The 25,694-nt window shown below is 37.4% G+C and carries 29 protein-coding genes; 14 read left to right on the forward strand and 15 right to left on the reverse strand.

Annotated features, from left to right (window positions below; all coding sequences use genetic code 11):
• Positions 1 to 6 precede the first annotated feature (6 nt).
• Positions 7 to 888 (forward strand): copper resistance D family protein, encoded by an 882-nt coding sequence (locus F2A31_RS08140; RefSeq protein ID WP_150025963.1) that lies wholly within the window; start codon positions 7 to 9, stop codon positions 886 to 888.
• Between the two features lie 25 nt (positions 889 to 913).
• Here F2A31_RS08140 and F2A31_RS08145 read toward each other — a convergent pair whose 3' ends face one another.
• From F2A31_RS08145 to F2A31_RS08180, 8 genes are all read right to left on the reverse strand, one after another.
• The gene (locus F2A31_RS08145; protein ID WP_150025964.1) at positions 914 to 2,101 is read right to left on the reverse strand and encodes a vWA domain-containing protein; all 1,188 of its coding nucleotides are present in this window, start codon (positions 2,099 to 2,101) and stop codon (positions 914 to 916) included.
• 12 nt (positions 2,102 to 2,113) lie between these two features.
• A complete protein-coding gene (locus F2A31_RS08150; RefSeq protein ID WP_150025965.1) occupies positions 2,114 to 2,965 on the reverse strand; it encodes an AAA family ATPase in 852 nt (283 codons plus the stop codon).
• Between the two features lie 41 nt (positions 2,966 to 3,006).
• Positions 3,007 to 3,396, reverse strand: coding sequence for a hypothetical protein (locus tag F2A31_RS08155; RefSeq protein ID WP_150025966.1), 390 nt, complete (start codon positions 3,394 to 3,396; stop codon positions 3,007 to 3,009).
• Positions 3,389 to 3,694: a YcgL domain-containing protein gene (locus F2A31_RS08160; protein WP_150025967.1), complete on the reverse strand. Its 306-nt coding sequence runs from the start codon at positions 3,692 to 3,694 to the stop codon at positions 3,389 to 3,391. Before F2A31_RS08160 ends, F2A31_RS08155 begins: the two co-directional genes overlap by 8 nt.
• 137 nt (positions 3,695 to 3,831) lie before the next feature.
• Positions 3,832 to 4,974, reverse strand: coding sequence for a ribonuclease D (locus F2A31_RS08165; protein WP_150025968.1), 1,143 nt, complete (start codon positions 4,972 to 4,974; stop codon positions 3,832 to 3,834).
• A 285-nt stretch (positions 4,975 to 5,259) separates the two neighbouring features.
• Positions 5,260 to 5,856: a recombination mediator RecR gene (gene recR, locus F2A31_RS08170; RefSeq protein WP_150025969.1), complete on the reverse strand. Its 597-nt coding sequence runs from the start codon at positions 5,854 to 5,856 to the stop codon at positions 5,260 to 5,262.
• Between the two features lie 68 nt (positions 5,857 to 5,924).
• Positions 5,925 to 6,254: a YbaB/EbfC family nucleoid-associated protein gene (locus F2A31_RS08175; RefSeq protein ID WP_150025970.1), complete on the reverse strand. Its 330-nt coding sequence runs from the start codon at positions 6,252 to 6,254 to the stop codon at positions 5,925 to 5,927.
• Between the two features lie 12 nt (positions 6,255 to 6,266).
• The gene (locus F2A31_RS08180; protein ID WP_150025971.1) at positions 6,267 to 7,454 is read right to left on the reverse strand and encodes an O-succinylhomoserine sulfhydrylase; all 1,188 of its coding nucleotides are present in this window, start codon (positions 7,452 to 7,454) and stop codon (positions 6,267 to 6,269) included.
• Between the two features lie 193 nt (positions 7,455 to 7,647).
• On the opposite strand from F2A31_RS08180, the gene F2A31_RS08185 reads away from it, so the two are divergent.
• The gene (locus tag F2A31_RS08185; RefSeq protein WP_150025972.1) at positions 7,648 to 8,733 is read left to right on the forward strand and encodes an alpha/beta fold hydrolase; all 1,086 of its coding nucleotides are present in this window, start codon (positions 7,648 to 7,650) and stop codon (positions 8,731 to 8,733) included.
• Positions 8,734 to 8,736: 3 nt separating this feature from the next.
• Positions 8,737 to 9,609, forward strand: coding sequence for an NAD(P)-dependent oxidoreductase (locus F2A31_RS08190; protein ID WP_150025973.1), 873 nt, complete (start codon positions 8,737 to 8,739; stop codon positions 9,607 to 9,609).
• Positions 9,610 to 9,696: 87 nt separating this feature from the next.
• Here the strand turns inward: F2A31_RS08190 and F2A31_RS08195 are convergent, their stop codons facing one another.
• On the reverse strand, positions 9,697 to 9,978 hold the full coding sequence (locus F2A31_RS08195; RefSeq protein WP_171490570.1) for a hypothetical protein: 282 nt from the start codon (positions 9,976 to 9,978) through the stop codon (positions 9,697 to 9,699).
• Between the two features lie 207 nt (positions 9,979 to 10,185).
• Complete coding sequence (locus tag F2A31_RS15895) at positions 10,186 to 10,398, reverse strand: putative periplasmic lipoprotein (protein ID WP_150025974.1); 213 nt, start codon at positions 10,396 to 10,398, stop codon at positions 10,186 to 10,188.
• A 358-nt stretch (positions 10,399 to 10,756) separates the two neighbouring features.
• On the opposite strand from F2A31_RS15895, the gene F2A31_RS08205 reads away from it, so the two are divergent.
• The 3 genes from F2A31_RS08205 to F2A31_RS08215 all read left to right on the forward strand — a co-directional run bounded on the left by F2A31_RS08205 (position 10,757) and on the right by F2A31_RS08215 (position 12,854).
• Complete coding sequence (locus F2A31_RS08205) at positions 10,757 to 11,026, forward strand: YARHG domain-containing protein (RefSeq protein WP_004639089.1); 270 nt, start codon at positions 10,757 to 10,759, stop codon at positions 11,024 to 11,026.
• Between the two features lie 71 nt (positions 11,027 to 11,097).
• On the forward strand, positions 11,098 to 11,511 hold the full coding sequence (locus F2A31_RS08210; RefSeq protein WP_150025975.1) for an HIT family protein: 414 nt from the start codon (positions 11,098 to 11,100) through the stop codon (positions 11,509 to 11,511).
• A gap of 254 nt (positions 11,512 to 11,765) precedes the next feature.
• On the forward strand, positions 11,766 to 12,854 hold the full coding sequence (locus tag F2A31_RS08215) for a porin (RefSeq protein WP_150025976.1): 1,089 nt from the start codon (positions 11,766 to 11,768) through the stop codon (positions 12,852 to 12,854).
• 553 nt (positions 12,855 to 13,407) lie between these two features.
• Here F2A31_RS08215 and F2A31_RS08225 read toward each other — a convergent pair.
• Both F2A31_RS08225 and F2A31_RS08230 read right to left on the reverse strand, forming a co-directional pair.
• Positions 13,408 to 13,995, reverse strand: a complete 588-nt coding sequence (locus tag F2A31_RS08225; RefSeq protein WP_150025978.1) for a YidB family protein — start codon at positions 13,993 to 13,995, stop codon at positions 13,408 to 13,410.
• 146 nt (positions 13,996 to 14,141) lie between these two features.
• Entirely contained in the window at positions 14,142 to 14,603 is a 462-nt protein-coding gene (locus F2A31_RS08230) for a DUF6231 family protein (RefSeq protein WP_150025979.1), read from the reverse strand.
• 38 nt (positions 14,604 to 14,641) lie between these two features.
• On the opposite strand from F2A31_RS08230, the gene F2A31_RS08235 reads away from it, so the two are divergent.
• Positions 14,642 to 15,511: a DUF2797 domain-containing protein gene (locus tag F2A31_RS08235; protein WP_150025980.1), complete on the forward strand. Its 870-nt coding sequence runs from the start codon at positions 14,642 to 14,644 to the stop codon at positions 15,509 to 15,511.
• A gap of 33 nt (positions 15,512 to 15,544) precedes the next feature.
• On the opposite strand, the gene lpxB is transcribed toward F2A31_RS08235, so the two are convergent.
• A complete protein-coding gene (lpxB, locus tag F2A31_RS08240; protein WP_171490571.1) occupies positions 15,545 to 16,729 on the reverse strand; it encodes a lipid-A-disaccharide synthase in 1,185 nt (394 codons plus the stop codon).
• Positions 16,730 to 16,978: 249 nt separating this feature from the next.
• Here lpxB and F2A31_RS15900 point away from each other — a divergent pair, with 249 nt between their 5' ends.
• From F2A31_RS15900 to F2A31_RS15905, 3 genes are read left to right on the forward strand one after another with little or no spacing between them, the layout of a single operon-like run.
• On the forward strand, positions 16,979 to 17,272 hold the full coding sequence (locus F2A31_RS15900; protein ID WP_150025982.1) for a hypothetical protein: 294 nt from the start codon (positions 16,979 to 16,981) through the stop codon (positions 17,270 to 17,272).
• Positions 17,272 to 18,828, forward strand: a complete 1,557-nt coding sequence (locus tag F2A31_RS08250) for a PepSY-associated TM helix domain-containing protein (RefSeq protein ID WP_150025983.1) — start codon at positions 17,272 to 17,274, stop codon at positions 18,826 to 18,828. Before F2A31_RS15900 ends, F2A31_RS08250 begins: the two co-directional genes overlap by 1 nt.
• The gene (locus F2A31_RS15905) at positions 18,825 to 19,112 is read left to right on the forward strand and encodes a DUF1634 domain-containing protein (RefSeq protein ID WP_150025984.1); all 288 of its coding nucleotides are present in this window, start codon (positions 18,825 to 18,827) and stop codon (positions 19,110 to 19,112) included. Before F2A31_RS08250 ends, F2A31_RS15905 begins: the two co-directional genes overlap by 4 nt.
• Before the next feature lie 49 nt (positions 19,113 to 19,161).
• On the opposite strand, the gene F2A31_RS15790 is transcribed toward F2A31_RS15905, so the two are convergent.
• Positions 19,162 to 19,338 carry a hypothetical protein gene (locus tag F2A31_RS15790; protein ID WP_171490572.1) on the reverse strand — a complete coding sequence of 59 codons (177 nt, stop codon included), beginning with the start codon at positions 19,336 to 19,338 and terminating at the stop codon, positions 19,162 to 19,164.
• A gap of 606 nt (positions 19,339 to 19,944) precedes the next feature.
• Here F2A31_RS15790 and F2A31_RS08260 point away from each other — a divergent pair.
• The 4 genes from F2A31_RS08260 (at position 19,945) to F2A31_RS08275 (ending at position 24,869) form a co-directional block, all read left to right on the forward strand.
• A complete protein-coding gene (locus F2A31_RS08260; protein ID WP_150025985.1) occupies positions 19,945 to 20,832 on the forward strand; it encodes a sulfite exporter TauE/SafE family protein in 888 nt (295 codons plus the stop codon).
• A 118-nt stretch (positions 20,833 to 20,950) separates the two neighbouring features.
• The gene (locus tag F2A31_RS08265; RefSeq protein WP_150025986.1) at positions 20,951 to 22,042 is read left to right on the forward strand and encodes a 3-deoxy-7-phosphoheptulonate synthase; all 1,092 of its coding nucleotides are present in this window, start codon (positions 20,951 to 20,953) and stop codon (positions 22,040 to 22,042) included.
• Positions 22,043 to 22,169: 127 nt separating this feature from the next.
• Entirely contained in the window at positions 22,170 to 22,685 is a 516-nt protein-coding gene (locus F2A31_RS08270) for a hypothetical protein (protein ID WP_150025987.1), read from the forward strand.
• A 75-nt stretch (positions 22,686 to 22,760) separates the two neighbouring features.
• Positions 22,761 to 24,869, forward strand: a complete 2,109-nt coding sequence (locus tag F2A31_RS08275; RefSeq protein WP_150025988.1) for a TonB-dependent receptor — start codon at positions 22,761 to 22,763, stop codon at positions 24,867 to 24,869.
• A 40-nt stretch (positions 24,870 to 24,909) separates the two neighbouring features.
• Here the strand turns inward: F2A31_RS08275 and F2A31_RS08280 are convergent, their stop codons facing one another.
• On the reverse strand, positions 24,910 to 25,650 hold the full coding sequence (locus tag F2A31_RS08280) for an adenosylcobinamide-GDP ribazoletransferase (protein ID WP_150025989.1): 741 nt from the start codon (positions 25,648 to 25,650) through the stop codon (positions 24,910 to 24,912).
• Positions 25,651 to 25,694: the final 44 nt, after the last annotated feature.

Raw genomic sequence — 25,694 nt, forward strand, 5'->3', positions numbered from 1 at the left:
ATAAGTATGTTCTTTGATTATTGGGAATATATGATATGGATCGCAAAACTAGGATTATATGTGGGAACAGCTTTTGTGATCGGTGGATTTTTCTGTTATTCCTACCTTGAACTTGCATCTACAACAAAAAGAAAACTTCTAAAATATACAGCATTAGGAGCTACGATTGGAGCAATATCCAGTATTTTGGGCTTTCTATTTTTGGTAGGAAGTTTTTCCAATACAGGTCTTCTCGGTGTATTCAATTCTTTTTATTTTAACTTTCTGATACAAACACCAATAGGTCATACACACCTGATTCGAGCTTTTTGTTTTTTCATAATGCTTGGGCTCATCTTATTTAAGCTTAAGCGGCAAGACATATCTCTTTCAATAATTTACAAGCTTGTACTTTTATTTTTACTTAGCCCAATCATATTGAGTTTTTCTAAACTTGGGCATACTACAAACTCTGGGAGTTTAACTCAACTCCTCATCTCACTACATATCTTAACTATATCCATATGGATGGGTTCACTCTATCCACTTTGGCTAAGCAGTCAAACTGAAAAAGGTGAAATATTACAAAAAAATATGGTTCGTTTTGGACAACTTGCAGTTTTTGTCGTCATGATTTTATTGATCTGTGGAGCAAGTGTTGCACTCACACTCTTTCAGAACTGGAATGAAATGATTGATACAGCGTATGGACAAGGTTTTATTCTCAAAATTTTACTCGTTGCTAGTCTTTTATTCTTAGCTGCTTGCAACAAATTATATTTAACCCCTCGTTTGCAACAAGACTTTTATGTAAAAAAACTTCGTTCTTCTATTTCTTTAGAAATGATTATAGGCTCTTTCATTCTCATCATTACAGCCTATATCACAACTGTGGTTGGTCTTGGATAAAACACCTTTTACAGGTGTCTTATCCCTAGCGAGATAAATAACGCGTCATATCCTCGATACCTTTTAAAGTCATTGGATACATGTGATCTTCAAATATTTCTTTAATCCAATGAATTGTTTGGGTGTAATGCCAATAACCCTCTACCTCAGGATTGAGCCAAGCCGTTTTGTCAAAGTGCTGACGCAAACGTCTTAACCATACGTCTCCAGCTTCATCATTCATATATTCAACTGAACCACCAACAGATTTCAATTCATATGGTGCCATACTGGCATCACCTACAACGATGACCCGATAATCACGTCCGTATGTATGCAATAAGTCCCATGTGTTCATACGTGTGGAACTACGACGATGATTGTCTTTCCATACATAATCATAAAGACAATTATGGAAATAAAAATATTCTAAAGTCTTGAACTCTGACTTAGCAGCACTAAATAGTTTTTCACACTCAGCGATATAGGCATCCATAGAACCACCTACATCAAATAGCATTAATACTTTGATTCGATTACGACGTTCTGGAACAAGTTGTACATCTAAGATACCTTGTTTGGCAGTTTCACGAATCGTGCTATCAACATCTAGCTCTTCGGCAGCCCCTTGACGCGCAAATTTACGCAAACGACGTAATGCGATTTGCATCTGACGCGTTCCGAGAACCTGCTCATCATCAAGATTTTGGTATTTGCGTTGTTCCCATACTTTTACTGCTGAACGTTTACGCCCTGGACCACCGATACGAACACCTTCAGGATGATCACCAAATGCACCGAAAGGTGAAGTTCCGCCTGTGCCGATCATACGATTGCCACCCTGATGTTTTTTATGTTGTTCTCGCAAACGCTCTTCCAACATCTTCATCAGTTCTTCCAGAGATCCTGCCTTTTGTAATTCAGCACGTTGTTCTGGTGTTAAATGTTTTTCTAATAATTCAAGATCAAACCAGTCTTTTGGCAATTTATGAACTTGTTTAAGCAACTCATCTAAATCAAAGGTTTCGATGCCATCAAAATAGTCTTTCATGGCACGATCAAATTTATCAAAGAAGCGCTCATCTTTGACTAAAACCGTTTTAGCCAATTGATAAAACTCTTCTTGATCCGCAAAAACAAGACCTGAAGCCACCGCTTGATTCAGATCAATCAGTTCGCGTGTTGTAACAGGTACGCCATATTTGCGTAAGGTATAGAACAATCGTACAAACATTTACGAGCACTCTTAACGACGTGACATAAAGGCTAAACGTTCTAATAACTGTACATCCTGTTCATTCTTGATTAAGGCACCATACAATGGCGGAATCGCTTTTGATTTATCATGGTTGCGCAACACATCCTCTGGCATATCATCTGCCATCAATAAGCTTAACCAATCAATCAGTTCAGACGTAGAAGGTGGCTTCTTCAAACTTGGTACTTGACGCAGTTTAAAGAAAATCTGTAAAGCCTCACTGACCAAAGTGTTCGAAATACTTGGGAAATGTACTGCAATAATGTCACGCATTGTTGCTTCATCAGGGAACTCAATATAATGAAAGAAACAACGGCGCAAGAACGCATCTGGAAGTTCTTTTTCATTATTTGAAGTAATAATCACGATTGGACGCTGCGTGGCAGTAATGGTTTCACCAGTCTCATAGACATAGAACGACATTTTATCGAGTTCATGTAATAAATCATTTGGAAACTCAATATCTGCTTTATCAATCTCATCAATTAATAATACACAGCGCTCATCACTCGTAAATGCTTCCCACAATTTACCAGGCTTAATATAGTTTTTAATGTCATAGACACGATCATCACCTAGCTGGCTATCACGTAAACGCGAAACAGCATCATATTCATACAAACCTTGCTGTGCCTTGGTTGTTGACTTGATATGCCAAGTAATCAATTTTAGCCCTAGGCTTTCTGCAACCTGTTCGGCCAGCAAGGTTTTGCCTGTACCAGGCTCTCCTTTCACCAATAATGGTTTTTGCAGAGCTCGAGCTGCTTTCACAGCAAGTTTCAGGCTATCAGTTGCGATATATTGATCTGTACCAGTAAAGTGTTGAGTATCAGCAGACATTTAAAAACCTTATTTTTCTGTATCTAACTTTATGTGAATATTTAAACTGAGCGAGCAGCTTTTTTATTAGTGGTGTATTTGGACCAGCAAAAACCTATGGCCAAACCAATACCAATGACAAATAAAATCAAAGATAGATTCGCCCAAACCAACACATGTTCTTTGGTTAATACCCCAAAGATCAATCCAAAAATTGCAGGTGCAATTCCTGAATTCGGACCTTCTGAAATTGTTGGTGTTGCAAGTACAGCAAACGCAATGATCCATAAGATTCCACCTATTGGGCTAGGTAATCGTGACATCAAACGATACCAACACCATAGTGCAATGACTGTTCCAGTAACATAAACAATGACCGCAACATTTTCCTCAGGAAATTGATCCAGTACTGAAAGAATATTTGCCCATACTGCGGTTAATGTTTCAAGCACCACGCAAGCCCTCTGGTTCTACCGCATTCGGATTGATTAATCCTTCTGGCGGCATTTGAATAAAAAAACCTTTGGTTTGTAAAGAATCCAAAACATGTAAAACATTCGCACGAGCCAATTTTCGTTCAGCATGTAACTCTAAATGCATTACAAAAGTAGCCCGACCAAATGCTTGTAAGACAGCTTCAGGAATACCTTCAAATAGGTTTTCCGGCTCTTTGTCATCAGGATAATTCGGACGAGCAATGTACATATACATTTCGTCTTTTTTGCTCGATCTATAAATATCGCAGTGCATGTTTACTCACAACCTTTGTCAATCTTCGTGACCATCAAGCCAATCAGGCATTAATAGACTTAAACAGGATACATGAAAAAAACCACAGGTACATTAAGGAATGTTAACGCCATAGTCGTATTTTTTTCTACTGAGTTTTACCTAGAAATCTTCATTTGCATCGTTAAGTATTCTCTATCCTGATGCAAAAGTTCAATGAGAGGCTTTGTTAAAAGCTCATAACGCCAACCGAGTAAATAATCTGGTAAAACTTGTTCATCTAAACCAAATACAACATGTTCATAAATCGCATGAAGCCACTTTTTGCGCAACAATACTTCTTTAGGAATAGATGTTTGACCAACAACATGATCAATTAATTGATCAACTTTCGGGGCTAACTCTTTTGAATTATTTTTAATTGGACGTGCAATTCTAAGCGGCCACTCATCTTCTGGAGGCAGGAACTTCAAAAGATCTAAAATGATTTTTCCATGTTCTCGTACAATATTCGGTCGAATGTCTTTGACCTGTGCAAGCTGAAAAGTATTACGTGGATTTTTCTCGACTAGATCAATCATCGTTGAATTTTTTAGAATAAAACTACGAGGTTGATTCATAGCTTTGGTAATTTGTTCACGCCAAATACTTAATTGTTGTAACTGCATCAACTCACGACGTGAATGACGATAATTCCCAATATCGGTATAAAGCTCAGCAAGTGGTGTATCTGTACCAATTTCTTTGGTTAAATTCTGACAATCTTCCAAAACATAGTAATACATCCCTTTACACTCTAAGTCGCGTTTTAATGCATCAGCAAGCTTTGGTAAATACAATACATCATTCGCAGCATAACTCATCTGTTGTGGCGTTAAAGGACGTGCCAACCAATCTGAGCGTGTTTGATCTTTCTCTATCTCAATATCTAAATAAGTTTTGAGTGCATTTTGATAGCTGACCTGCAAACCATTACCTAGAAAAGCCATTGCAATTTGTGTATCAAAAATATTGTGTAACGGCTTTTTGTCGGCGTAGTGATAAATTAAATCAATATCCTCACTACATGCATGAAAGATATTCTGCTGAGCACTAAACACCTTTTGCCAAAAATGTGTGAGATCTAATGCTGCACCATCAAGTAATACAACCTGACCATCGATGTTAATTTGGCATACACCCAGTTTTGGATATAAGGTATCAACCTTAATAAACTCAGTATCAAGTGCGTAAGTGGAACAATGTTCCATTTTGTGGAGGAGAACAGCTAAATCTTCTTGCTGCTGGATAAACTGAAACATATTTGCTCAAATATAATAAAAAAGAACCATTTGCAATCAAACTATCGATAGACAGTGATCACTCAAACAAAATAAATGCAAAACTAAATCAGTATTCCATTTGTACATGAAATTACTCCTCTTCCCTATAATCAAAAAAACGAAAATCCTTTTCGCCTGCTACATAGTGCCATACATTGCACAAAATAGATCTAGAATTATGTTAGACAAAATGTAAAAGTTAATTATTTGTTTAAATTAACAGCATGAATTTAAAATAAATATCTATAAAAGGCAATTTTACTATTATTTCATTCGCATTCTGTTATGCACAGCTTGACTCAAAGTATGGCTATCAACATATTCCAACTCACCACCTTGTGGTACGCCTTGTGCAATACGTGTCATATGAATTGGTAAATGTTTGGTTGCCTCGACTAAATAATGAGCCGTCGCTTGCCCTTCTACAGTTGCATTAGTTGCCAAAATGACTTCTTGAATTTTTCCTTCACTCAATCTTTGAATTAAATAAGGAATTCCAATTTCTTCAGGTCCGATTCCGTCTAATGGCGATAAATGACCACCTAAGACATGATACTTCCCTCTAAAACTACCACTTTGCTCAATTGCCATTACATCTGCTGGGGATTCAACTACACATAACAACTGCTCATCACGCTCAGCTGATGCACAGATATCACAGATTTCATTTTCTGTTAAAGAATGGCAAATGTGACATTCATGAATATGACTAGATGCTTCATGCAAAGCGTATGATAAAGCAAAAGCACCTTCACGGTTCTTCATCAATAAATGCAATGCCATACGCTGTGCAGACTTTGGTCCAACACTTGGTAGAATACGCAATGCTTGAACTAATTGTTCAAATCTTTCACTAAACACAAATCAACTCGATTATTTATAGAAAAACGACTCCCTAAGTTTGATATGAAAAACTTAGGGAGTTGAAATTAGAATAAACCAGATAAACCTGGTGGTAAGCCCATACCAGAATTAGCAGCTTGAAGTTTTTGTTCAGAAATTGCTTCAGCTTGACGAGCTGCATCATTCATGGCTGCTGCAATCAAATCTTCAATCATATCTGCTTCGTCCTGTAAAAGATCCGGACTGATTTCAATACGTTTAACGACATTACGGCAAGTCATCGTCACTTTAACTAGACCACCACCAGCCTCAGCATGAACCTCTGTATTTGCAAGCTCTTCTTTGGCTTTTTTAAGGTTTGATTCCATATCCTTTTGCATGCGCTGAGCTTGCTGCATGAGCATATTAATGTTCATAAGTTTCTCTCGTTAAATTAAATCTAAACCGCGTGATAAATCGCGAATAATATCATTAATGTCTTCTAAACCAACAGACACACGAATTAAGCCTTCTTCAATTCCTGCGGCTTGTTTAGCTTCAGCTGACATTCTACCATGTGAGGTGGTTGCTGGATGGGTAATTGTTGACTTAACGTCACCCAGATTACTGGTAATGGATAAGAAACGGGTATTATCAATCACAGTCCAAGCACCTTGGCGCTCACCTTTCACTACAAACGATACTACACCACCAAAACCTTTTTGCTGTTTCTTAGCAAGCTCATGACCAGGATGGTTCGGTAAGCCTGCGTAATAGACTTTTTCTACTTTGTCATGCTGTTGTAGCCATTCCGATAGTTTCTGTGCATTCTCACAATGTGCTTTCATTCGAATACTTAATGTTTCTAGGCCTTTTAAGAAAACCCAAGCATTGAATGGACTCATTGAGTTACCTAAAGTACGGATGACTCCATTAACTTCTTCAAGTAAATCATGTTTTCCAACTACCGCACCACCTAAAGCACGCCCCTGGCCATCGATATACTTCGTTGCTGAATACAAAACTAGATCCGCACCAAATTTAATCGGTTGTTGTAATACTGGCGTACAGAAGCAATTATCTACGGTAAACAAGGCACCATGTGCATGTGCAATATCCGCGATTGCCTGCATATCACCCACTTGTGCCAATGGATTAGATGGTGTTTCGATAAAGAGTAAACGTGTATTTGGACGAATCGCTTGTTTCCAGCCCTCAAGATCCCCCAAATCAACAAAGGTGACTTCAACTGCGAATTTAGCGACGTATTTTTCAAATAAAGCAATGATTGAGCCGAAAACAGCACGCGAACAAATTACGTGATCACCAGCTTTTAAATAGGCCATACAGATCGCATGCACAGCCGCCATACCTGAACTGGTCGCTACAGCACGTTCTGCACCGTCAAGCACCGCCAAACGCTTCTCAAATGCCTGTACAGTCGGATTGGTATACCGTGAATACGTATTCCCCGCGATTTGCCCAGAAAACTTGGCAGCAGCATCAGCAGCACTCTCACAGACAAACGATGATGTTAAAAAAATAGGCTCACTGTGTTCACCTTCAAAGGTACGATCATGCCCTGTTCGAATGGCCAGTGTTTCAAGTTGGTATTCTAAATCATCGCTTGGATTCATCGTTTTATATGCCTTATGATCAATGGTCTTAATCTTCCTTTATAAAAAGTAATAACTTTTATAAAGGGGGGGATCAAATCCTGTCTAAATATATGCCAACATTTTGATCGCCTAATGTATTTAAGGTCAAGGCATAAGATGAAATTATCGCTTAGACTTCGTACAATCTTGACTCATGATGAGACTTTCATAGATGAAATCGCTTGTGGAACAGCAAAAAAGAAATTTTAAACATCTCGCTATGCGCGTATTTGAATCTGACAAACTCGTGCTGTCCCAATCAACACCCTATCAAGTCATCGCGCAATTTAAACAAACCCGTGTGCGCTTTTATGCATCTGAGAATAAACGCTACAAAGAGCCACTAGTTTTTGTTGCTCCACTCGCCATCAACATGGATATCTATGACCTCTATCCTTATCGCTCTTTAGTCAAACATTTCCAAGAGGCTGGTTTTGATGTCTATCTGATTGATTGGGGTAAGCTCACCTATAAAAATTATCAAATTAATTTTCTTTCCTTTCTTGATAAGTTTATTCCACGTTGTATTGAAGCAATTCAAAAGCATTCTAAATCTGAAAAAATTTCACTACATGGTTGGAGTATGGCTGGTATCTTTGTCACGCTTTATACCGCACGACATCAACCTAATGCTGTTAAAAATCTCGTGGTGCTTGGTAGCCCAATTGATAGTTATGCATCTGGTTATATCGGCAAACTTTATAAAACACTCGCTTATGTGACCTCACGGAATGAAAAAATTAAAGATTACATTTATAACCGCTTACCAAAAGTAATGATCCATTCTCCGGGTTTTTTAAACTCCCTTGGATTTAAACTCCTTGATCCTAAAGGCTGGATTGATGGCAACATCCAATTATTAAAAAACTTGGATAACCTTAAACTTGTCCAAGAAGATGCAACACTGAGCCATTTTTTAAACAACATGATCGATTATCCGGGTGGTATTAACCAAGACATGCTATTTAATGTCTGGATGCAAAATCCTTTGAAGAACGGCGCAATAACCTTAAAGAACAAAACCATTGAATTGAAAAATATTCATTGCTCACTTTTGGTCGGTGCAGGGAAAAGTGATCAATTGGTTACAGCAGATGCCGCTTTTCCTTTAACACAACTGACAAGTAGCCAAGATGTGACGTTTACCTTGATACCGGGCGGACATTTAGGTTTAATGTCTAGTCAAAATAGTTCAATTGAGTTCTGGCCAACACTTACAAATTGGCTATCAGAACGATCAACTCTAATAAGAAGGTAGACAATGATTCAATCTGTTGCATTTATCGGTTTAGGCGCTATGGGCTATCGCATGGCGGCACATTTACCCAAACATTTCGATACAGTCTTGGTTTGGAATCGAAATTTCAGCAAAGCTGAACAACATGCGACAGAATACGGAACCACAGCAGTTGAACTATCCAAGGCAGTACAAGCAGATATTATTTTTTCTTGTTTGCCCACGAGCCAAGATGTTGAAACACTAATTGACAGTGTTGAGATTAAATCAGGTGCGATTTGGATCGACTGTACCAGTGGAGTGCCAGAGGCTGCTCAGCGGTTAGCTGAAAAATTAAAACTTCAAAATATCGATTTTCTTGATGCTCCTGTAAGTGGTCAAACGATTGGTGCTGAAAATGCAACTTTAACTTTTATGGTGGGTGGTGATGTTCGTGCATTTGAACGTGCTTACCCAGCGATGGCTGCATTAGGTAAGTTGATTCAACATGTAGGCAATTCTGGTGCTGGTTTCGCAGTAAAAGCGATTAATAATATGCTACTCGCGGTAAATTTATGGTCAGTTGCAGAAGGCTTTTCTACTCTAAAAGCCCATGGTGTAAATCTCGATGCAGCATTAAATTGTATCAATGCATCGAGTGGTAAAAGTCTCGTCACTGAAAATATTTTTCCGCAACGTGTGTTAAGCCGTGAATTTCCTGTGACCTTTGCCCTACCATTGCTAGCGAAAGATACTGGAATTGCTTTAGATTTAGTTCATGATGCAAAACTACCTGCACCAATCCTCTCTTTGACACAAAGTCTAATCCAAGCGGCAAGTTTGACAGCTGAGCCTAATAGTGACTTTTCGGCTGCCGTGAAAATGTATGAATCATGGAGTAAAATTACATTGGAATAAATCTAAAACTTAAAACCTTACGTTAATTATTACGTTAAAAAACCGCTCTTTTTGAACGGTTTTTAACTAGATTTCTAGTGAAAAAAATTATTTACTATTCACATCAATTTTAAATATCTTTCCATTACATACCCAAACCGTATAAACCTGCATATCGACCTCATAAACATATTCTGTTGCATGACAGAAAGATCGGCCATCTTTATGTTTGAAATATCGTGGATAAGACTTCCCCATTTTTCTAAATAAATCACTTTCACTATCTCCAATGCTCACAAGCTCATAGGCGGAACGCATTGAATTCGTTTCTCTGGCAAAAGTAGTAACTGACATTAAAATTGAAATTATTGCGAGTATTAAGTATTTCATTTTATAAAGCTCTTATTCTTTAATTCACATAATTTATCAAACAGTAAAATATAGTCATTACAAAAAAGCTAATGCTTTGTACTACGACCTAGAGCATCGGATTATGAGTCTGCTGCTCTAGGTAACTAAATTTAGCATCTCTTTGACCCTGAACCCTAAAGTTCAAGGGCTATTTTATGTAGAATCTCTAGCTAAAATATGCTTTATTCAGAAGCTTATCGTGTATTTCGTATTCAGATTGGCATGTTCAGATAAGTTATGTACATCCTGATCAGTGATAATGCCATGCTCAGTCATCTTAAAGCTATTGTAAGCTTCATTTTTAGGAACAACTGGAGCTTTATTTATACTTTCATAATTCGAAGATGCGCAGCCAACGAGACCTAATCCCAGTGTATATGCAATTAATAATTTCTTCATAATTCCGTTAATTACTATAAAAGTCACATAATCTAACAAACTATTCCGTGAATGTCTTATGACTAAAATTTATGAGTTCCAACATCAAAACATTAAGCTAGAAGTGTAAAATCGCTTAATTAAATTTTAAAATTTAGAGGTTGGATCAGACAAATCTGTCTAAAAACTAAAGAGTCCACTATATCCAAATTACTTTAAAGTTATTGATATAAAACAATTTTTTCTAAAATTAAGAATAAATTATGGAGTAAAATTACACTCGAATAATACAGTTTTATTGAAATTTCATCAATAAACCTTATATTAGTACATGCGCTAGGTTCAACTTAGTGCTTATTCATAACGAGAGGAATACCTCATGAAGAAGTTTACAGTTGCAGTTTTTGCAAGTTTCGCCGCACTGACAAGTTTCAGTATGCAAGCTTCCGCTTCAGAGCAAGAATGTAAAAAGTTACAAGATAACTATAACCTTATCTATGCATCTAAAGGTTTCTGCTTCAAAGATGCTGATGCGAAAGCAAAATACGGTAATGAAAACTGCCACACAACTAAGCCTAAGTTTTCTGAAAAAGAACAACAACGCTTAGATGAAATCAAAGCACGTCAAAAAGAATTGAATTGTAAATAAGCCTATTCTCTTGATTAACGTCGATAAAAGTTATCGACTTATTCAATGAGAATTATTTTAAAGGACTAATCATGGCATACGATGACCAAAATATTTTTGCAAGAATCCTGCGTGGTGAATTACCAGCGATAAAAGTTTATGAAGATGAACAAGTTCTTGCGTTTATGGATATCATGCCTCAAGCCGATGGTCACACTTTAGTGATTCCAAAGACCCCAGCGGTTACCTTACTAGACCTCCCTGCCGATGCCGCTGCTTATACGATTCAGATCGTGCAGAAAGTTGCTCAGGCGATGGAAAAGGCGCTAGACGTACAAGGCATTGTATTAATGCAACTAAACGGTGCCCCTGCTGGTCAAACTGTACCTCACGTACATTTTCATTTGATCCCAAGTTCAATCCATGAACTAGGTCGTCATGCTGCCCAAATGGGTGATCAAGAAAAGATTAAATCGCTGGCTGAAAAGATCAAAGCTGCGCTTTAAATCTTGATGTCAATAAAACGGAGCTTTGGCTCCGTTTTTTATTTTTGACTATTTGTATAAAAATCAATAATAAAACTAACTCTCACTCTACATTAACCGTCATTAAACTGTCATTTTTCCTTCACTTCTCTGTCACAAAGTTTACCGATACTGCATACAAGTTAGTGAGCTATGTAACTTTTTGTACACCAGCAAACTTATAACAGTAACTAAGGCAACAGCCATTTACAAAAAAGTGTTTTGGAGAAATCTCAATGAAAAAATTGCTTCTTGCTGCTACTGTAGCAACTTTAGCCATGAATGCAGCACAAGCAGCACCTACATTGTATGGTAAGCTCAATGTGACTTTGGACCAAATTGATAAAAATGGCTTTAAAGATGAAAGCGTAACAAAAGTAAATTCTAATGCGTCTCGTATCGGCATTAAAGGTGAAGAAAAATTAACTGAAAACCTTTCTGCTGTTTATTTAATTGAATGGCAAATCAATGCAGATGGTGATGGTGACCAATCTTTCACAAACCGTAATCGCTTTATCGGTCTTAAATCAGAAGGCGTAGGTACTTTAAAAGTAGGTCAATACGACTCTTATTTCAAAACTGCAGCTGGTAATAATCAAGATATTTTTAATGATCACAATGAACTCGATATGACTGCTGTTTTAGCAGGTGAAGATCGTTTAAAAAATGTGATCGGTTTCGAAACTGACAAAAAATTATTAGGTGGGTTGGCTTTCAACGTGATGTTCCAACAAGGTGAAGAGTCATCTAGTACGGAAAATGCAGCTAAAGGCTACAAAGGCAGTCGTGATGGTTTTGGTGATGGCGTTTCAGCATCGATTACTTACGACAATAAAGACTATGGTTTAGCTGCCGCAGTAGCAGGAAACTATGGCATCGCATCTAAATATGGCGCATATGGATTATCTGGTATTTATACAGATGCAATCCGTGTAACAGGTTCACTTGATTTCACGAAATTAGGTTTTGATGGTTTTGTTTTGGGCGCTTTATGGCAAACTGCTCAACCTACAGATGATACTGTGACGACAACCAGTGGTTCTGATGTAACCTCTTATAAAGGTCTACAAGAAGATGCATATGGTGTAACAGCAGCATACAAGATCCCTTCTACTCCGATTAAGTTAAAAGCACAGTATATTTCTGCTACGACAGAGTCGAATGGTCGTGATGATCGTAAACAAGATCTTTATGGTCTAGGTGCTGATTATCAAATCAATAAACAAGCACGTTTCTATGGCGTAGTTGGTCAGCAAAAACGTGATTGGTTAGTGAAAGATGATAAGAAAACAACTATTGGTTTAGGTATGGAATATAACTTCTAATTTGAAGCTTATTTCCTAATCAGTAAAAAAGGGCTTTATGCCCTTTTTTCATTTAGAGAATAGATAAATCGTTGCCACTACATTCATGAAAACAATTGAAATAAATGAATACCATAAAATTTTAAAAAAATGATCCTTTCTTAAAACATAATAAATTAAAAGTATGATCAGCAGTATCGTGGAGAAAAACAGCCAAATTATTCCAAGTAATTGGGAGCTTTCCCAAATATTTTTTTCTACTACAAAATAAACGTCTTTGTATAAAGATGGTATAAATAAAATCGATAAGAGAGATGAAAAGATAAATAACTTTTGTCGGAACTCTTTAATAAAAAAAGCAACAAGTATCAACATCGGTAAAGTGATGACGAAATAGATAAAAAATATTAAAAAGAAGCCAACTCCTGACCCTGCCACACTCATAACATTCCCTAAACCATCTTAGCTTTTGTTCAAAATTTTATTGAAGTATTATCGCCACAATGCAATTATGCATTATTCAAAACCTAAAGCTCATTTGGATATGAGCTTTAGCTTCACAGAGAATAAACAACTATTTTTTTAAAAAACCACCCACTAGATTCAAAACATTTTGAATATCATTATTTGCTTCTTGTGGATTAGTGCCGCTCCCTTGTGGCGTTAGAGAGTCGATCACCTGCGGTAAAACAGAAGCGATCGCACCATAAATCTCCTGTTTAGGTGCTTGAGTCTGCTGAGCAACCTGCTCTACATCTTGATCGTCAAACAAACTCTGCATGTTTTGAGTTGGTATATCTGTATTATTTGGCTGATTAGGATCAACCCAACTTTGTACTTGGTTCGCCAAACCTGCATTTTTTAATTTGTCCAACGCACCTTGCAAACCACCTTGTTTTTGAATCCAACCCAAAATTAGGGGTAAAACGGCTATGAGCAAAGTTTGAGCTGAATTTCCACCTTTAGCACTACTTTGTTGATTACCTCCATTCAACTGGCCAAGCACAGAACCGAGTATTCCGCCCAAACCGCCCTGTTGGTTGGAGTTGCCTTGTTGTCCTAATACAGAGCCAAGAATACTACCAAGTCCACCACTCGATTGTTGCTGACCGCCTAAAGCTTGCTTTGCTAACATCTCAACGATATTGGTTAAATCTGTCATGACACATATGTTCCTTTGGAATATTTATCCAAAAAGCATACGCTGCTTTGAAAGTACAAAACAAAGTTGAATTGTTAATTTTTGCAAGAACTTGCAACACATATTCAATCAGATAATATTGATCAAATAGATCATCATATAGTGATTTACCAACGAAATTTATTCCAGTTCTCTGGGTTCGCCCAAAACTTGGAATTAAACCAATCAGGCACATGTTTATAGGTCAAAATATTAAACTGCCACAAGGCAAAATTGCTTTCATGTGTCGTTTTATCAATTAATTGGGTAAAACCAAGTGAGCGTAATAATTTTTCGTCATCAATCTTACTCACAACCACAATTCTTTTAGCCATAAGGTCTCGTAGCTTCACCAATAACTGTGCTTTTTGTGTTTCGGTGATAATTTGCATTTCTTCTGTATCAAATAATACAAAACCTAAATCATAACGCTGTGTAAAAGGCAGATTTAAGAAGTCAGTTACGTTAAAATAATCCCATTGAATTGAAGCATTTTGGTCAATCTGTTGACCAATACAAAGTGCAGTATGTATAGGCTGTTCCTGAGATAAATCGTCTAGCATAGAAGTGATGACATTTTGTTCAGCCATAACTGCCCCCCTTGATTGAGAAAGATGAGAGTTTATTCATGGAACTACAAGGCATTTGTCATAAAATGCATGCAGCACTCACAGCGCATAGTGTAACTGATCAATCAACGCACAAGGCAAATGTTGAATATAAATTTATATTAGATCGTTCAGAAACTGACCTGCCATTTAATCTTGGTCAAGAACTTGAAATTGAATGGACTGGTAATATTTTTTGTACCTCTTGCGGAGCTAAAACCCCCAAATCATATTCACAAGGACACTGTTTTAAGTGCTTTAAGACCAAAGCTGAATGTGATTTATGTATTATGAAGCCTGAAACTTGTCATTATCATCTTGGTACTTGTCGTGAAGATGATTTTGCACATCAAGTCTGCTTCCAACCCCATATTGTATATTTAGCAAATTCGAGTGCGCTCAAAATCGGGATTACTCGTATCGTAAATATGCCAACACGTTGGTTGGACCAAGGGGCAACTCAAGCACTTCCTATTCTTAAAGTCGGTTCACGCCGTTTATCAGGACATTTAGAAACCATGTTCGGGACACAGATTGCAGACAAGACTGACTGGCGAAAACTCCTTAAAGGTGAAGCAGAACCACTGAACTTGGTTGAACAACGTGATCAAATCATCGAGGAGTTTGCTCCAAAAATTCAAAGCATTCGTGAGGAGTTCAGTCAAAATCTTGAGTTTGATGAGGGTTTAGAGTTCTTAGACAATGAATTGCCACATGAATTCATTTACCCTGTTGAGCATTATCCTGAAAAAATTAAATCCTTGAATTTAGATAAAACCCCAAAAATCCGTGGTGTATTACAGGGTATTAAAGGTCAGTATTTATTATTGGACATTGGTGTCATCAATATTCGTAAATACACTGGTTATGAGTTAATTCTACGTGCATAAGTAAAAAGGTGGCATTTATAAGCCACCTTTTTTTTAATTCGACTCAGTTTCCAGACAATGCAAAATCGCTTGAACTGGATCCTCAGTATCTCCGGAAATCAATCGTTTATGCATACTCAAATGTTGCATCATTTGAATGTGTGCTGTTTCATGATCCATCAATCTTTCAATGTCAGCAGCTAAATTTTGTGGGGTAGCATCGGCTTGTATAAGTTCCTCGATCACTTTCTTACCGGCAATAATATTGGGTAATGAGTAATATGGAATTTTGACTAAGAATTTTGCAATAAGATACGTTAACCAATTCAACTTATAAAAAGTTACCATCGGTCGATGTAATAGCATGGCTTCCAGCGTTGCTGTACCCGATGCAAGTGCCACAATGTCACTGGCACTCATCACCATACGGCCAATTTTTGATTCTGAATCAATGTTTTCCAGAATATGAATTTTCGACTTGAGTGTGATATCTAGATTTAAAATGCCCTGTTCAATTTGATGTTTACGTGCTTCATTAATGGCAGGAATCAGAAACTCTAACTCAGGATATTTACGATGTAGAATCTCTGCAGCACCAGTGAGTAAAGGCAATAAACGTTCAATTTCACCACGACGGCTACCAGGTAATAATGCAATATGTATTTTATCTGCAGATAAACCGAGTTGATGTTTTGCTTCAATAATTGGATTTTTTAATGGCAATTGTTTAGCGAGCGGATGTCCAACGAATGCAGCCGCAACCTCATAATTTTCATAGAATGTTTTTTCAAATGGAAATAGACATAATACAAGGTCAATACTACGTTTGATGCCATGAACACGCCCCTGACGCCATGCCCATACTGATGGGCTTACGTATTGTACTGTTTTGATCGGTAGATTCTTTTCCTTGATCGTTTTCGATAAACGCAAATTGAAATCAGGCGCATCAATACCAATAAAAATATCAACTGGACGCTCTGTCCAACGTTCAACCAAACCATCGCGTACTGCAAACAACTTTTTCAGATCTTTTAAAACTTCTACAATCCCCATAACAGATAATATTTCCATAGGATAATAACTATGAAAACCTTCTGCGATCATTTGTGGACCGCCAATCCCCTCAAACTCAGCATCAATTCCTTGTTCGCGAAAACTCCGCATGAGTTTTACCCCGAGCGTATCTCCTGAAACTTCCCCGACAACGATGCCAATTTTTAGTTTTTGCTTTAACAAGACCTGCGCCCCATTCAAAAGTTTAAAAGATTCTAACAGAATGATTTTACATCGAATCACTGTAAATAATTTAATTTGTTCTCGATTGGTGAAAATGATCCCAATCTAATAAATCATTTTACAATCAAAAAATTATCTAGAATTGCGATGATTTACAGATTGCGTACTGATACATGAATCATTAAGATAAACAAGAATCATTTACATATGTGATTCTTTATCTCCCTTTCTACCTTTATAAGTACACTTATGGCCAAGTCAGCTTCCCCATCATTTGTCTACCGAATGAGTATTTTCTATCGTTTCGTTCTGATATTTGTATTGGGTTATTTCTGTATGCTGTATTTGAGCTTAAGTCTTACTGAATTATTTGCCTCCTTATTCGCCAAAGCCGAAGCTATCTTTTTGGCAGCCTTTATCTCTATCCTATTTTATGTTTGTTTCGTCCTCATCGGCTTCTGCACCAATTCTTTAATTAAACTTACTTTGATTAGCTCAATTTTATTGGCCGTTTTGTTTGGCTTATCAGTAGGTCTAAGTTAATGGGAAATAAAGGTGTTCGCCAATCAATGGCATGGTTGCACGCATGGACTGGATTAATTTTTGGATGGTTATTATTTGCTATTTTTTTAATGGGAACGAGTTCCTACTATCGCCACCATATAAACCTGTGGATGCAACCACAACTGGCTGAATATCAAATTAATCAAGACACAGCAATTCAAACTGCAACACAGTATTTGGAAAAAAATGCTACAGATGCGAAATCATGGTTTTTAAGCATCGCCAATCAGGATCAACCCGTAAATAAAATTTATTGGGAGAAAGCTGACGGTGCTTATGAAAGTCGTACTTTAGATGCAAATACAGGACAAGAATTACAGCTTTCAGCAACGCAAGGCGGAGAGTTTTTCTATCGTTTCCATTATCAATTGTATGGAATGCCTGTTTTGATTGGGCGATTAATTGCAAGTTTAGCGGCATTTGTAATGCTTATTGTTTTAATTTCAGGGATTATTACTCACAAAAAAATAATTACTGATTTTTTTACTTTAAGAACATTCAAGTCTCAACGCTCATGGCTTGATTTCCATAACGTATCTTCGGTTGTAGCACTACCTTTCTTTCTGACCATTACTTTTACAGGTTTGGCTATATTCTTTTATCTGTATCTACCCTTAGGGATGAAAAAACTCTATCCAGATAATCCTTATCAATATTTTACTGAAATTCGAACCATTACCGAAACACAGCAATCAAATGCAGTGCCTCTGCCGTTTAAAGCTGTACCTGTATCTGAATTATTGAAACAGGTCCACCAGCAATGGGGAAATCAAGCACTAGCCACCATTGAGGCAAAAAATCCCAATACAGATCAAGCAATCATTACCTTTAAGCAACTTGAAGATCGTTCGATTACACTTGATCAAGCCCAAATCAGTTTTAACCATACAGGTAAAATTCTAACGAATACGAGAAATAACAGTCCTATTGCAACTTTGAATTTTGGCGTTTATAGCCTTCATATGGCGACTTTCGCTCAACCAATCCTTAGACTGGCTTTTTTCCTTTCTGGGATTCTAGGCTGTTTAATGATTGCTTCAGGTTTGTTGTTATGGAGCTTAAAACGTCAGATTCAAAATAAGTCAAATCAGTTCCATTTTGGTTACTACTTGGTTGACCGTTTGAATATTGCAACTTTTATCGGCTTACCTATCGCTATGCTGAGCTATTTATTTGCAAATCGTTTCGTACATATCTCAGAAAACACGCCAAACTATGAAATTTATACGTTCTTTAGCATTTGGCTCTTCAGCTTTATCGTAGCTTTATTCACAAAGAAACAGTATTTATGGAAATCTCAAATTGCTATTTTCGGCTTACTCGCAATCAGCTTGCCAAGCTACAACCTTATTTATCTAATTAATAATCAATTAGTTTCAAATTTAAATAGTTATTGGCTGTTTTTACGAATAGATCTATTTTTCATTTTTTGTGCATTGTTCGCCTTATTTATATATCGCAACATCCAACCCATTCAAATGAAAGCAACACAAAAGATCATGACAAAATTAGCTAAATCAAAGGTGGCAACATGATCCTTATAAGTATGTTTCTCATCTTGATTGGTATGTTCATCGTCTACGAATGTAGCGATAAAAGAATCAATAAATCCCCATATCAGCATCACATCAAACAATTTAGATTGATCTTGAGATATCTTGCTTTCTTTAGTTTTTTCACCGCTGGCGGTTTACTCTGTTGGGAATATGGTCGTTCTATTGGTTTTATTAGCTGGTGGATCTTCGCCACCCCAATTACCTTCTTTTTGATCTTATGGGTTAATCCACTAAAACAAAATAAGAAAAGAGAAAGCTCATAGTAAAAGATATTCACTCCATCAGGAATGAATATCTTTTATCTTAAATGAATTAATGATTGTGGTTTTTATGCTCTTCAGCTGTGTCCACTTTTTCTTTGCAACACTTCATTTTTTCACAGCAATCCTTTTTATTTACCATTTCTTTGCAACAATCAGACGCTGCAAATGTTGGAGCTGTTACGATAAAAAATACTGCTGCTAGCGTGATTTTTTTTAGATTTAACATAATGATACCTATCTATAATAAAGTTAATTTTAGTTTGTAATTTATTATCAGACACTTGGAGGTCTGTAAGGTACATGATGGATACCAATTGTTAAAACATCAGAATAATTAAAATGAGAAGAACTGGTGTAATCCATTGATTGATCAAACAAAGAATGCATTACATCCAACATTATCACTAAACAACAAAAACTCTTATTACAGTGTTTTTGATCTATTTCGTCGAACATCCCAACTACATGCTGACTCATTTCACAATGATGAGCATTTTTATGTGGAGCGAAAAGTTTTGCTTCCATGTTATGTTTTTCATTAATTTCGAACGTACTCGTATAGCTATTTGTCGTAAAACAAATCGCTAAAAAGACGAAAATTATCCGAATAACTCTAAACATAAGATCTTTGTTAAATTGCATCCTAGCATTTTGACAGAATAAATGATCTTATTTACTCAATGCAATTAAATAACGATCGATAACATTTCCAACTGATTCAACATAATTTCTTTATCTTTTTTTTGCATAAGTAAATCATTTTTCATCACAACGCCTTATACAAAACAAGCATAAGATATGCTGTTTTCTGTATAAATTAGGCATATCAGCAATGTTTGGTCCCATTGAATTTATTTTAGCTGGCGTATTGGTTGGTTTCTGCGTAGGAATCACTGGTGTCGGCGGTGGTTCATTGATGACACCAATCCTAATCAGTTTATTCAAAATTGAACCTCATATTGCGATTGGTACAGATTTGCTTTATGCCTCGATCTCTAAGTTTTGTGGTTCTTTGGTTCATGCCAAAAAACTAAATATTGTCTGGCCGATTGTCATATGGCTTGCACTGGGTAGTATCCCTGCTTCCTTTGCCACAACTTGGGTACTTGAGCATCATCTTAGTCAATCTACGCACTATAAATCAGTGCTTACTATGGTGTTAGGCGTGATGCTGACCTTAACAGGCATTTCAATTATATTTCGTGCTCAGATTGAGAAGTTTTTTGATCGTTTTAGAAATCGTGAACAAGCGAATATGGAAAGTGAACAGCATGCTCTCCAACACAAACGCCGTTATATTTGGATTATGGGCGTTGTATTAGGTGTGTTGGTTACCCTTTCATCTGTTGGGGCGGGTGCTTTCGGTATTATGGCATTGGTTTTAATGTTTCCAAATTTACCTATGATTCGCATTATCGGCTCGGATGTCGTGCATGCAGTATTATTAACAGCTGTCGCTGGCTTAGGCCATATGTCTTCTGGCAATGTTGATTTCAGCTTATTAATGTGGTTATTGGTTGGCTCTATTCCTGCCATTGTTGTAGGTACACTGATTAGCTCTCGATTGCCTGAAAGATTTATCAGAAAAATATTAGGGATAACGCTCTTCGCACTCGGTTTAAACTTTATTGTGAATCCTGTAAAAGCAAAACCTAAGCCTGTTGAAACAGCTCAAGTGGTCATGAATCAACACACAACTCATTCTACGACAATAGTTTAAGTCTTAAATAGCCGATTGTTTATACACAATTTGTTTTAATCGCTAGTTAATCAATCGGTTTTTCGTGCTATATTCGTAGACAAATTAACCTCTTCTTTCGATTGAATTTGTGACAGCAATGAATACTCTACAGTCAAATCCAGTTTCTCAGCCAGATATCGACGACGTTAACATTAAAAGTATCCAAACTTTGATTACTCCTGCAGAACTCAAACGTGATCTTCCTTTATCAGAAATCGCCTCTCAAACTGTACTTAAAGGACGTAATACCGTTCGTAATATTTTGGATGGTAATGATAAACGCTTGTTTGTCGTCATTGGACCATGCTCGATTCATGATCCTAAAGCTGCTCATGAGTATGCTGACCGTTTAAAAGTATTAAGCGAAAAAGTAAAAGATACGCTTTACATCATCATGCGTGTGTATTTTGAGAAACCACGTACGACTGTTGGTTGGAAAGGTTTAATTAACGATCCTGATATGAATGACTCTTTCAATATCGAAAAAGGACTACATATTGGTCGTGGATTGCTGCTCGAATTGAATGAAAAAGGCTTACCTTGTGCAACTGAAGCACTTGATCCCAACTCACCGCAATACTATCAAGACTTGATTTCTTGGTCAGCAATTGGTGCGCGTACTACAGAAAGCCAAACACACCGTGAAATGTCGTCAGGCTTATCTTCACCTGTAGGTTTCAAAAATGGTACGGATGGTGGTTTAACAGTTGCAACCAATGCAATGCAATCCGTTAAACATGGTCATAGCTTCTTGGGTCTAAATGAAAATGGCCAAGTTGCAATTATCAATACCAAAGGGAACCCATATGCTCATGTGGTTTTACGTGGTGGTAATGGCAAACCAAACTATGATGCAACTTCAGTTGCAGAAGCGGAAGCAGCTTTAGCAAAAGCTAAAGTCAGCACCAAAATCATGATCGATACCAGTCATGCCAACTCAAACAAAGACCCGTATTTACAGCCATTGGTTTTGAAAAACATCACAGAGCAAATTCTTGATGGCAACAAATCAATCGTGGGTATCATGGTTGAAAGTCACTTAAAAGGTGGTCGTCAGGATATTCCTGAAAATTTATGCGACCTAGAATACGGCAAATCTGTAACCGATGGTTGTATTGATTGGGAAACCACTGAAAAAGCATTATTAGAAATGCATGAAGCATTGAAAGATGTTTTACCAAATCGTTAATCTTTAAATAGATGTAAAGCAGGCTCTCATGAGCCTGCTTTTTTATTGATAAATCAAGTATATTTTGAACTGTAACATTTTTTTATTTATACTGCTGCCACATTTCCCCCTACGACGTCTCGTTGATATGAACTCCAGTTTTCGTCAACATTTGCAAAAGTGGCGTGCCTTGATCGGCGCGGTAACATTGCTTTGTTTACTCTGGCATATCTTATTACCAACCATGGTACATACTGGCGTCGTACCCGCACTTTATGCAATGCCATCGCATTGCCAAGTCACAGAGATTCAAAAAGCCACGCTGCTATCAGCACAAGTGCACAGCAACCATCATAGTGAACATCATCACCATACGATGGAGCAGCATAAACATCACCTTGAGCATGCTCAACATGGTTCGCAACTCAGTGAATATGCACAACAAGTTTATGCACTGGCTAGCCAGATCATGAAACATTGTCCACTGTGCACCTATGGTTTAGATGCAGCCGCAATTATTCCATTGCTTGGCTTGATACTTATTTTCTTATTGGCTTGGTTTAGTCGTGTACGCTGCCTATGCCATGCGTGGACAAAAGATCTGCACATCCCACGTATTTTCTATATATTCCCGATTAAACAAGCACCACCTCTCGCTCTTTAAATCGCAATTTTATACATCATATCCAGCCTATCGCTGCGATACAGCTCACTTATTGCTATTTATAGAGTTTTCAAAATGACAACTTCTTTTCGTTTGTCCGTCTTAACGGCTGCGTGCCTGTCTGTTACTTATAGTTCATTGGCTATCGCTGAAGCACCAACACAGGACACTAAAACCTTAGCGACTATTGTGGTCACAGCAAGTCGTGAGGGGGAATCTATCAACAATACCCCTGCTGCAATTAGTCAAATTAATAACCAAGCTTTGGCCGACAAAAATGCCACTTTTATCGGGCAATTGGTCAACCAAACCCCTGGCGTTTTGATGAATGACTTGGGTAATGAACAACATATGATGTCGATCCGACAACCAATCACGACTGCAGCAGTTTATCAATATCTTGAAGATGGTATTTCAGTTCGTCCCGTCGGTGTATTTAACCATAATGCGCTTTATGAACTTAATCTTGCAGGAATTGATCGAATTGAGATCTTACGTGGTCCAGCGAGTAGCTTATATGGAAGTAATGCCATCGGCGGTACGATAAACTTTTTAACTAAAGCGCCAAGTCTAAAGCCGACTGCTGAAATCGGTATACTTTCAAGTACGGAAGGTTATCGCCGTCTAGATCTAGGTACATCAAACACTTTTGCAACTGAATTTGGTGAACATGGTCTACGGTTGTCTGGATACGCAAGTGATCGTGGCGATAGTTGGCAAGATCATGCTGAAAGCAATAAGCAAAGTCTCACGCTTCGACATGACTGGCGTATTTCTGATGCCACACAAATCAAAAATATCGCGAGCTATAACCACCTAAAAGCAGACATGACAGGAAGCCTAAACGCTAAAGATTTTAGTGAGCGTCCTGGCTACAGTTATCAGACATTTACCTATCGTGAAGTTGACTCTACTCGCCTGTCTTCGCAAATTAGCCATTCGTGGAATGATCTTCATCAAACTCAAGCAACACTGTATTATCGAGACAACACCACAGAACAAAATCCAAGTTATAGCATCCGTACTGACATGCGAAATGGCGTTCCTACCGGCACCTATACGGGTCAAACTACATATAATCAGTTCAAATCATACGGTTTAAATTTACAGCATGCTACAAGCTTCGATCAGTTGAAATGGATTGTTGGTACGATGGCAGAACATACGCCAAATAAAGCCAAAACTAATGACATTGAAGTATTTCGTGATTCAAAAACACGTATTTATACTGGTTTTCAACCAAGAAAATTGCTGCGTGACTTCAATGTAGACGTTGACAATCAGGCCATTTATACCCAACTAAATTGGCAAACATTCGATAACTTAAATCTAGTTGCTGGCGCTCGCTACGACTGGATTAAATATGACTATCAGAATAATTTAACGCCATCAAATATCACGGGCGCACCTAACGAAACACGCCGCTTCCATAAAGCCAGCCCACAACTTGGCTTTATTTGGAATGCACATCCCCTATTGGATATCTATAGCAACTGGTCACAAGGTTTTGTGCCACCGGAGGTCAGTAGTTTATATGGTGCAAATCTGGTTACACCAAATTTGTCAGAAGCAACATTTAACAATATTGACCTTGGCATACGTTTTAAACTTTTCGATGAACGTTTAGATGGTGAAATTACGCTTTATCGTTTAGATGGCGAGGATGAGGTGATTAGTTATACCAAACCTGATAATACCCGCGAACCCCGTAATGCAGGTAAAACAAGACATCAAGGGATCGAGATTGGTGGTACTTGGAATATTTCTGATCAATACGATCAACGCTTAAAACTATCTGGAAGTTGGGCGAAACATGAATTTAAGCAATTTCAGCCATCAGCGAGCTTAAATTATAATGGCAATCGTATGCCGAGCTCTCCAAAAGCTTTCGGTACTGTTGAATATCAGATTAAACCCATTCCTGAGTTGTTGTTATCAGCAGAAGGAATTTATGTCGGTTCATACTGGATCAATGATGCCAATACCGAAAAATATGATGGGCATACAGTATTAAATCTACGTGCAACTTATCGCCATAATGCATATGAGATCTATGGTCATATCATCAATGCCGCAGATGTACATTATGCTGAAAGTACTTCATTTAGTAATAATCAGGCGAGCTTTACACCTGCGGCACCGCGTACCTATTTATTAGGTTTACGTTATCATTTTGGAAAATAGTGAAGCATGGTACAGCAGCATGCTGCTGTACCTACTCGTGTTATAAATAATAAAATGCAATTAAGAAACTCATCAATACACATACCTCCGACAACTCGATCGAAGCACCGACTGTATCACCTGTAATACCAGAAATCCTTTCAATAAATTTCTTACGCAAATAAAAAAGTGCCAATAAAAACAAGACTAAACTGACAACACCTCGCCAACCAAACACACAAAGAAATGATAATGTAATTACAAATACAATCCATGATAATGCCTTAGGTATTAAATCAGCAATAGAGCGTCCTAACCCATGTTGACGGACATACGTGGTGGTTAAGAAGAAAAATAAGGCTGCACTACGACCAATTGCTGGCACAACAATCAGAAAAGCAGACAATTGTTGCTCTAATAATACATAAATGGCTGCAAATTTAAGCAAGCAGATCATCACTAAACTTAAAACCCCAATGGGTCCACATGCTGGATCCTTCATAATGTTTAAAGTGCGTTCTTTGTCACCAAAACCACCAACCCATGCATCTGCCGTATCCGCAAGCCCATCAAGGTGTAAGCCCCCCGTTAGCCAAATCCATAATATAAGTATGATGCTCGCCAGTAATATGGTTGGCAATTTGAATAGTAAGATTGAACTTATACATAAAACCAGACCAATCAACAGTCCAATAAAAGGATAAAATAGAATAGCTTGTGCCTTTTGTTGCTCAGTGGGTATTGTTTTTAATTGAATAGGGAAAACAGTTAAAAATTGCAAAGCAATCCAAAAAGGTGTCATGCTAAAAATCTCAGCCAAATCAGGTATTATTTGACCATTATGAG

Source organism: Acinetobacter suaedae, assembly GCF_008630915.1.
Lineage (GTDB): Bacteria > Pseudomonadota > Gammaproteobacteria > Pseudomonadales > Moraxellaceae > Acinetobacter > Acinetobacter suaedae.

Coding starts and splice junctions, on each gene's coding strand:
- F2A31_RS08140 (WP_150025963.1), top strand. CDS start 7: ATGTTCTTTGATTATTGGGAATATATGATATGGATCGCAAAACTAGGA.
- F2A31_RS08145 (WP_150025964.1), bottom strand. CDS start 2,101: ATGTTTGTACGATTGTTCTATACCTTACGCAAATATGGCGTACCTGTT.
- F2A31_RS08150 (WP_150025965.1), bottom strand. CDS start 2,965: ATGTCTGCTGATACTCAACACTTTACTGGTACAGATCAATATATCGCA.
- F2A31_RS08160 (WP_150025967.1), bottom strand. CDS start 3,694: ATGCACTGCGATATTTATAGATCGAGCAAAAAAGACGAAATGTATATG.
- F2A31_RS08165 (WP_150025968.1), bottom strand. CDS start 4,974: ATGTTTCAGTTTATCCAGCAGCAAGAAGATTTAGCTGTTCTCCTCCAC.
- F2A31_RS08175 (WP_150025970.1), bottom strand. CDS start 6,254: ATGAACATTAATATGCTCATGCAGCAAGCTCAGCGCATGCAAAAGGAT.
- F2A31_RS08180 (WP_150025971.1), bottom strand. CDS start 7,454: ATGAATCCAAGCGATGATTTAGAATACCAACTTGAAACACTGGCCATT.
- F2A31_RS08185 (WP_150025972.1), top strand. CDS start 7,648: ATGAAATCGCTTGTGGAACAGCAAAAAAGAAATTTTAAACATCTCGCT.
- F2A31_RS08190 (WP_150025973.1), top strand. CDS start 8,737: ATGATTCAATCTGTTGCATTTATCGGTTTAGGCGCTATGGGCTATCGC.
- F2A31_RS08195 (WP_171490570.1), bottom strand. CDS start 9,978: ATGAAATACTTAATACTCGCAATAATTTCAATTTTAATGTCAGTTACT.
- F2A31_RS15895 (WP_150025974.1), bottom strand. CDS start 10,398: ATGAAGAAATTATTAATTGCATATACACTGGGATTAGGTCTCGTTGGC.
- F2A31_RS08205 (WP_004639089.1), top strand. CDS start 10,757: ATGAAGAAGTTTACAGTTGCAGTTTTTGCAAGTTTCGCCGCACTGACA.
- F2A31_RS08210 (WP_150025975.1), top strand. CDS start 11,098: ATGGCATACGATGACCAAAATATTTTTGCAAGAATCCTGCGTGGTGAA.
- F2A31_RS08215 (WP_150025976.1), top strand. CDS start 11,766: ATGAAAAAATTGCTTCTTGCTGCTACTGTAGCAACTTTAGCCATGAAT.
- F2A31_RS08225 (WP_150025978.1), bottom strand. CDS start 13,995: ATGACAGATTTAACCAATATCGTTGAGATGTTAGCAAAGCAAGCTTTA.
- F2A31_RS08230 (WP_150025979.1), bottom strand. CDS start 14,603: ATGGCTGAACAAAATGTCATCACTTCTATGCTAGACGATTTATCTCAG.
- F2A31_RS08235 (WP_150025980.1), top strand. CDS start 14,642: ATGGAACTACAAGGCATTTGTCATAAAATGCATGCAGCACTCACAGCG.
- F2A31_RS15900 (WP_150025982.1), top strand. CDS start 16,979: ATGGCCAAGTCAGCTTCCCCATCATTTGTCTACCGAATGAGTATTTTC.
- F2A31_RS08250 (WP_150025983.1), top strand. CDS start 17,272: ATGGGAAATAAAGGTGTTCGCCAATCAATGGCATGGTTGCACGCATGG.
- F2A31_RS15905 (WP_150025984.1), top strand. CDS start 18,825: ATGATCCTTATAAGTATGTTTCTCATCTTGATTGGTATGTTCATCGTC.
- F2A31_RS15790 (WP_171490572.1), bottom strand. CDS start 19,338: ATGTTAAATCTAAAAAAAATCACGCTAGCAGCAGTATTTTTTATCGTA.
- F2A31_RS08260 (WP_150025985.1), top strand. CDS start 19,945: ATGTTTGGTCCCATTGAATTTATTTTAGCTGGCGTATTGGTTGGTTTC.
- F2A31_RS08265 (WP_150025986.1), top strand. CDS start 20,951: ATGAATACTCTACAGTCAAATCCAGTTTCTCAGCCAGATATCGACGAC.
- F2A31_RS08270 (WP_150025987.1), top strand. CDS start 22,170: ATGAACTCCAGTTTTCGTCAACATTTGCAAAAGTGGCGTGCCTTGATC.
- F2A31_RS08275 (WP_150025988.1), top strand. CDS start 22,761: ATGACAACTTCTTTTCGTTTGTCCGTCTTAACGGCTGCGTGCCTGTCT.
- F2A31_RS08280 (WP_150025989.1), bottom strand. CDS start 25,650: ATGACACCTTTTTGGATTGCTTTGCAATTTTTAACTGTTTTCCCTATT.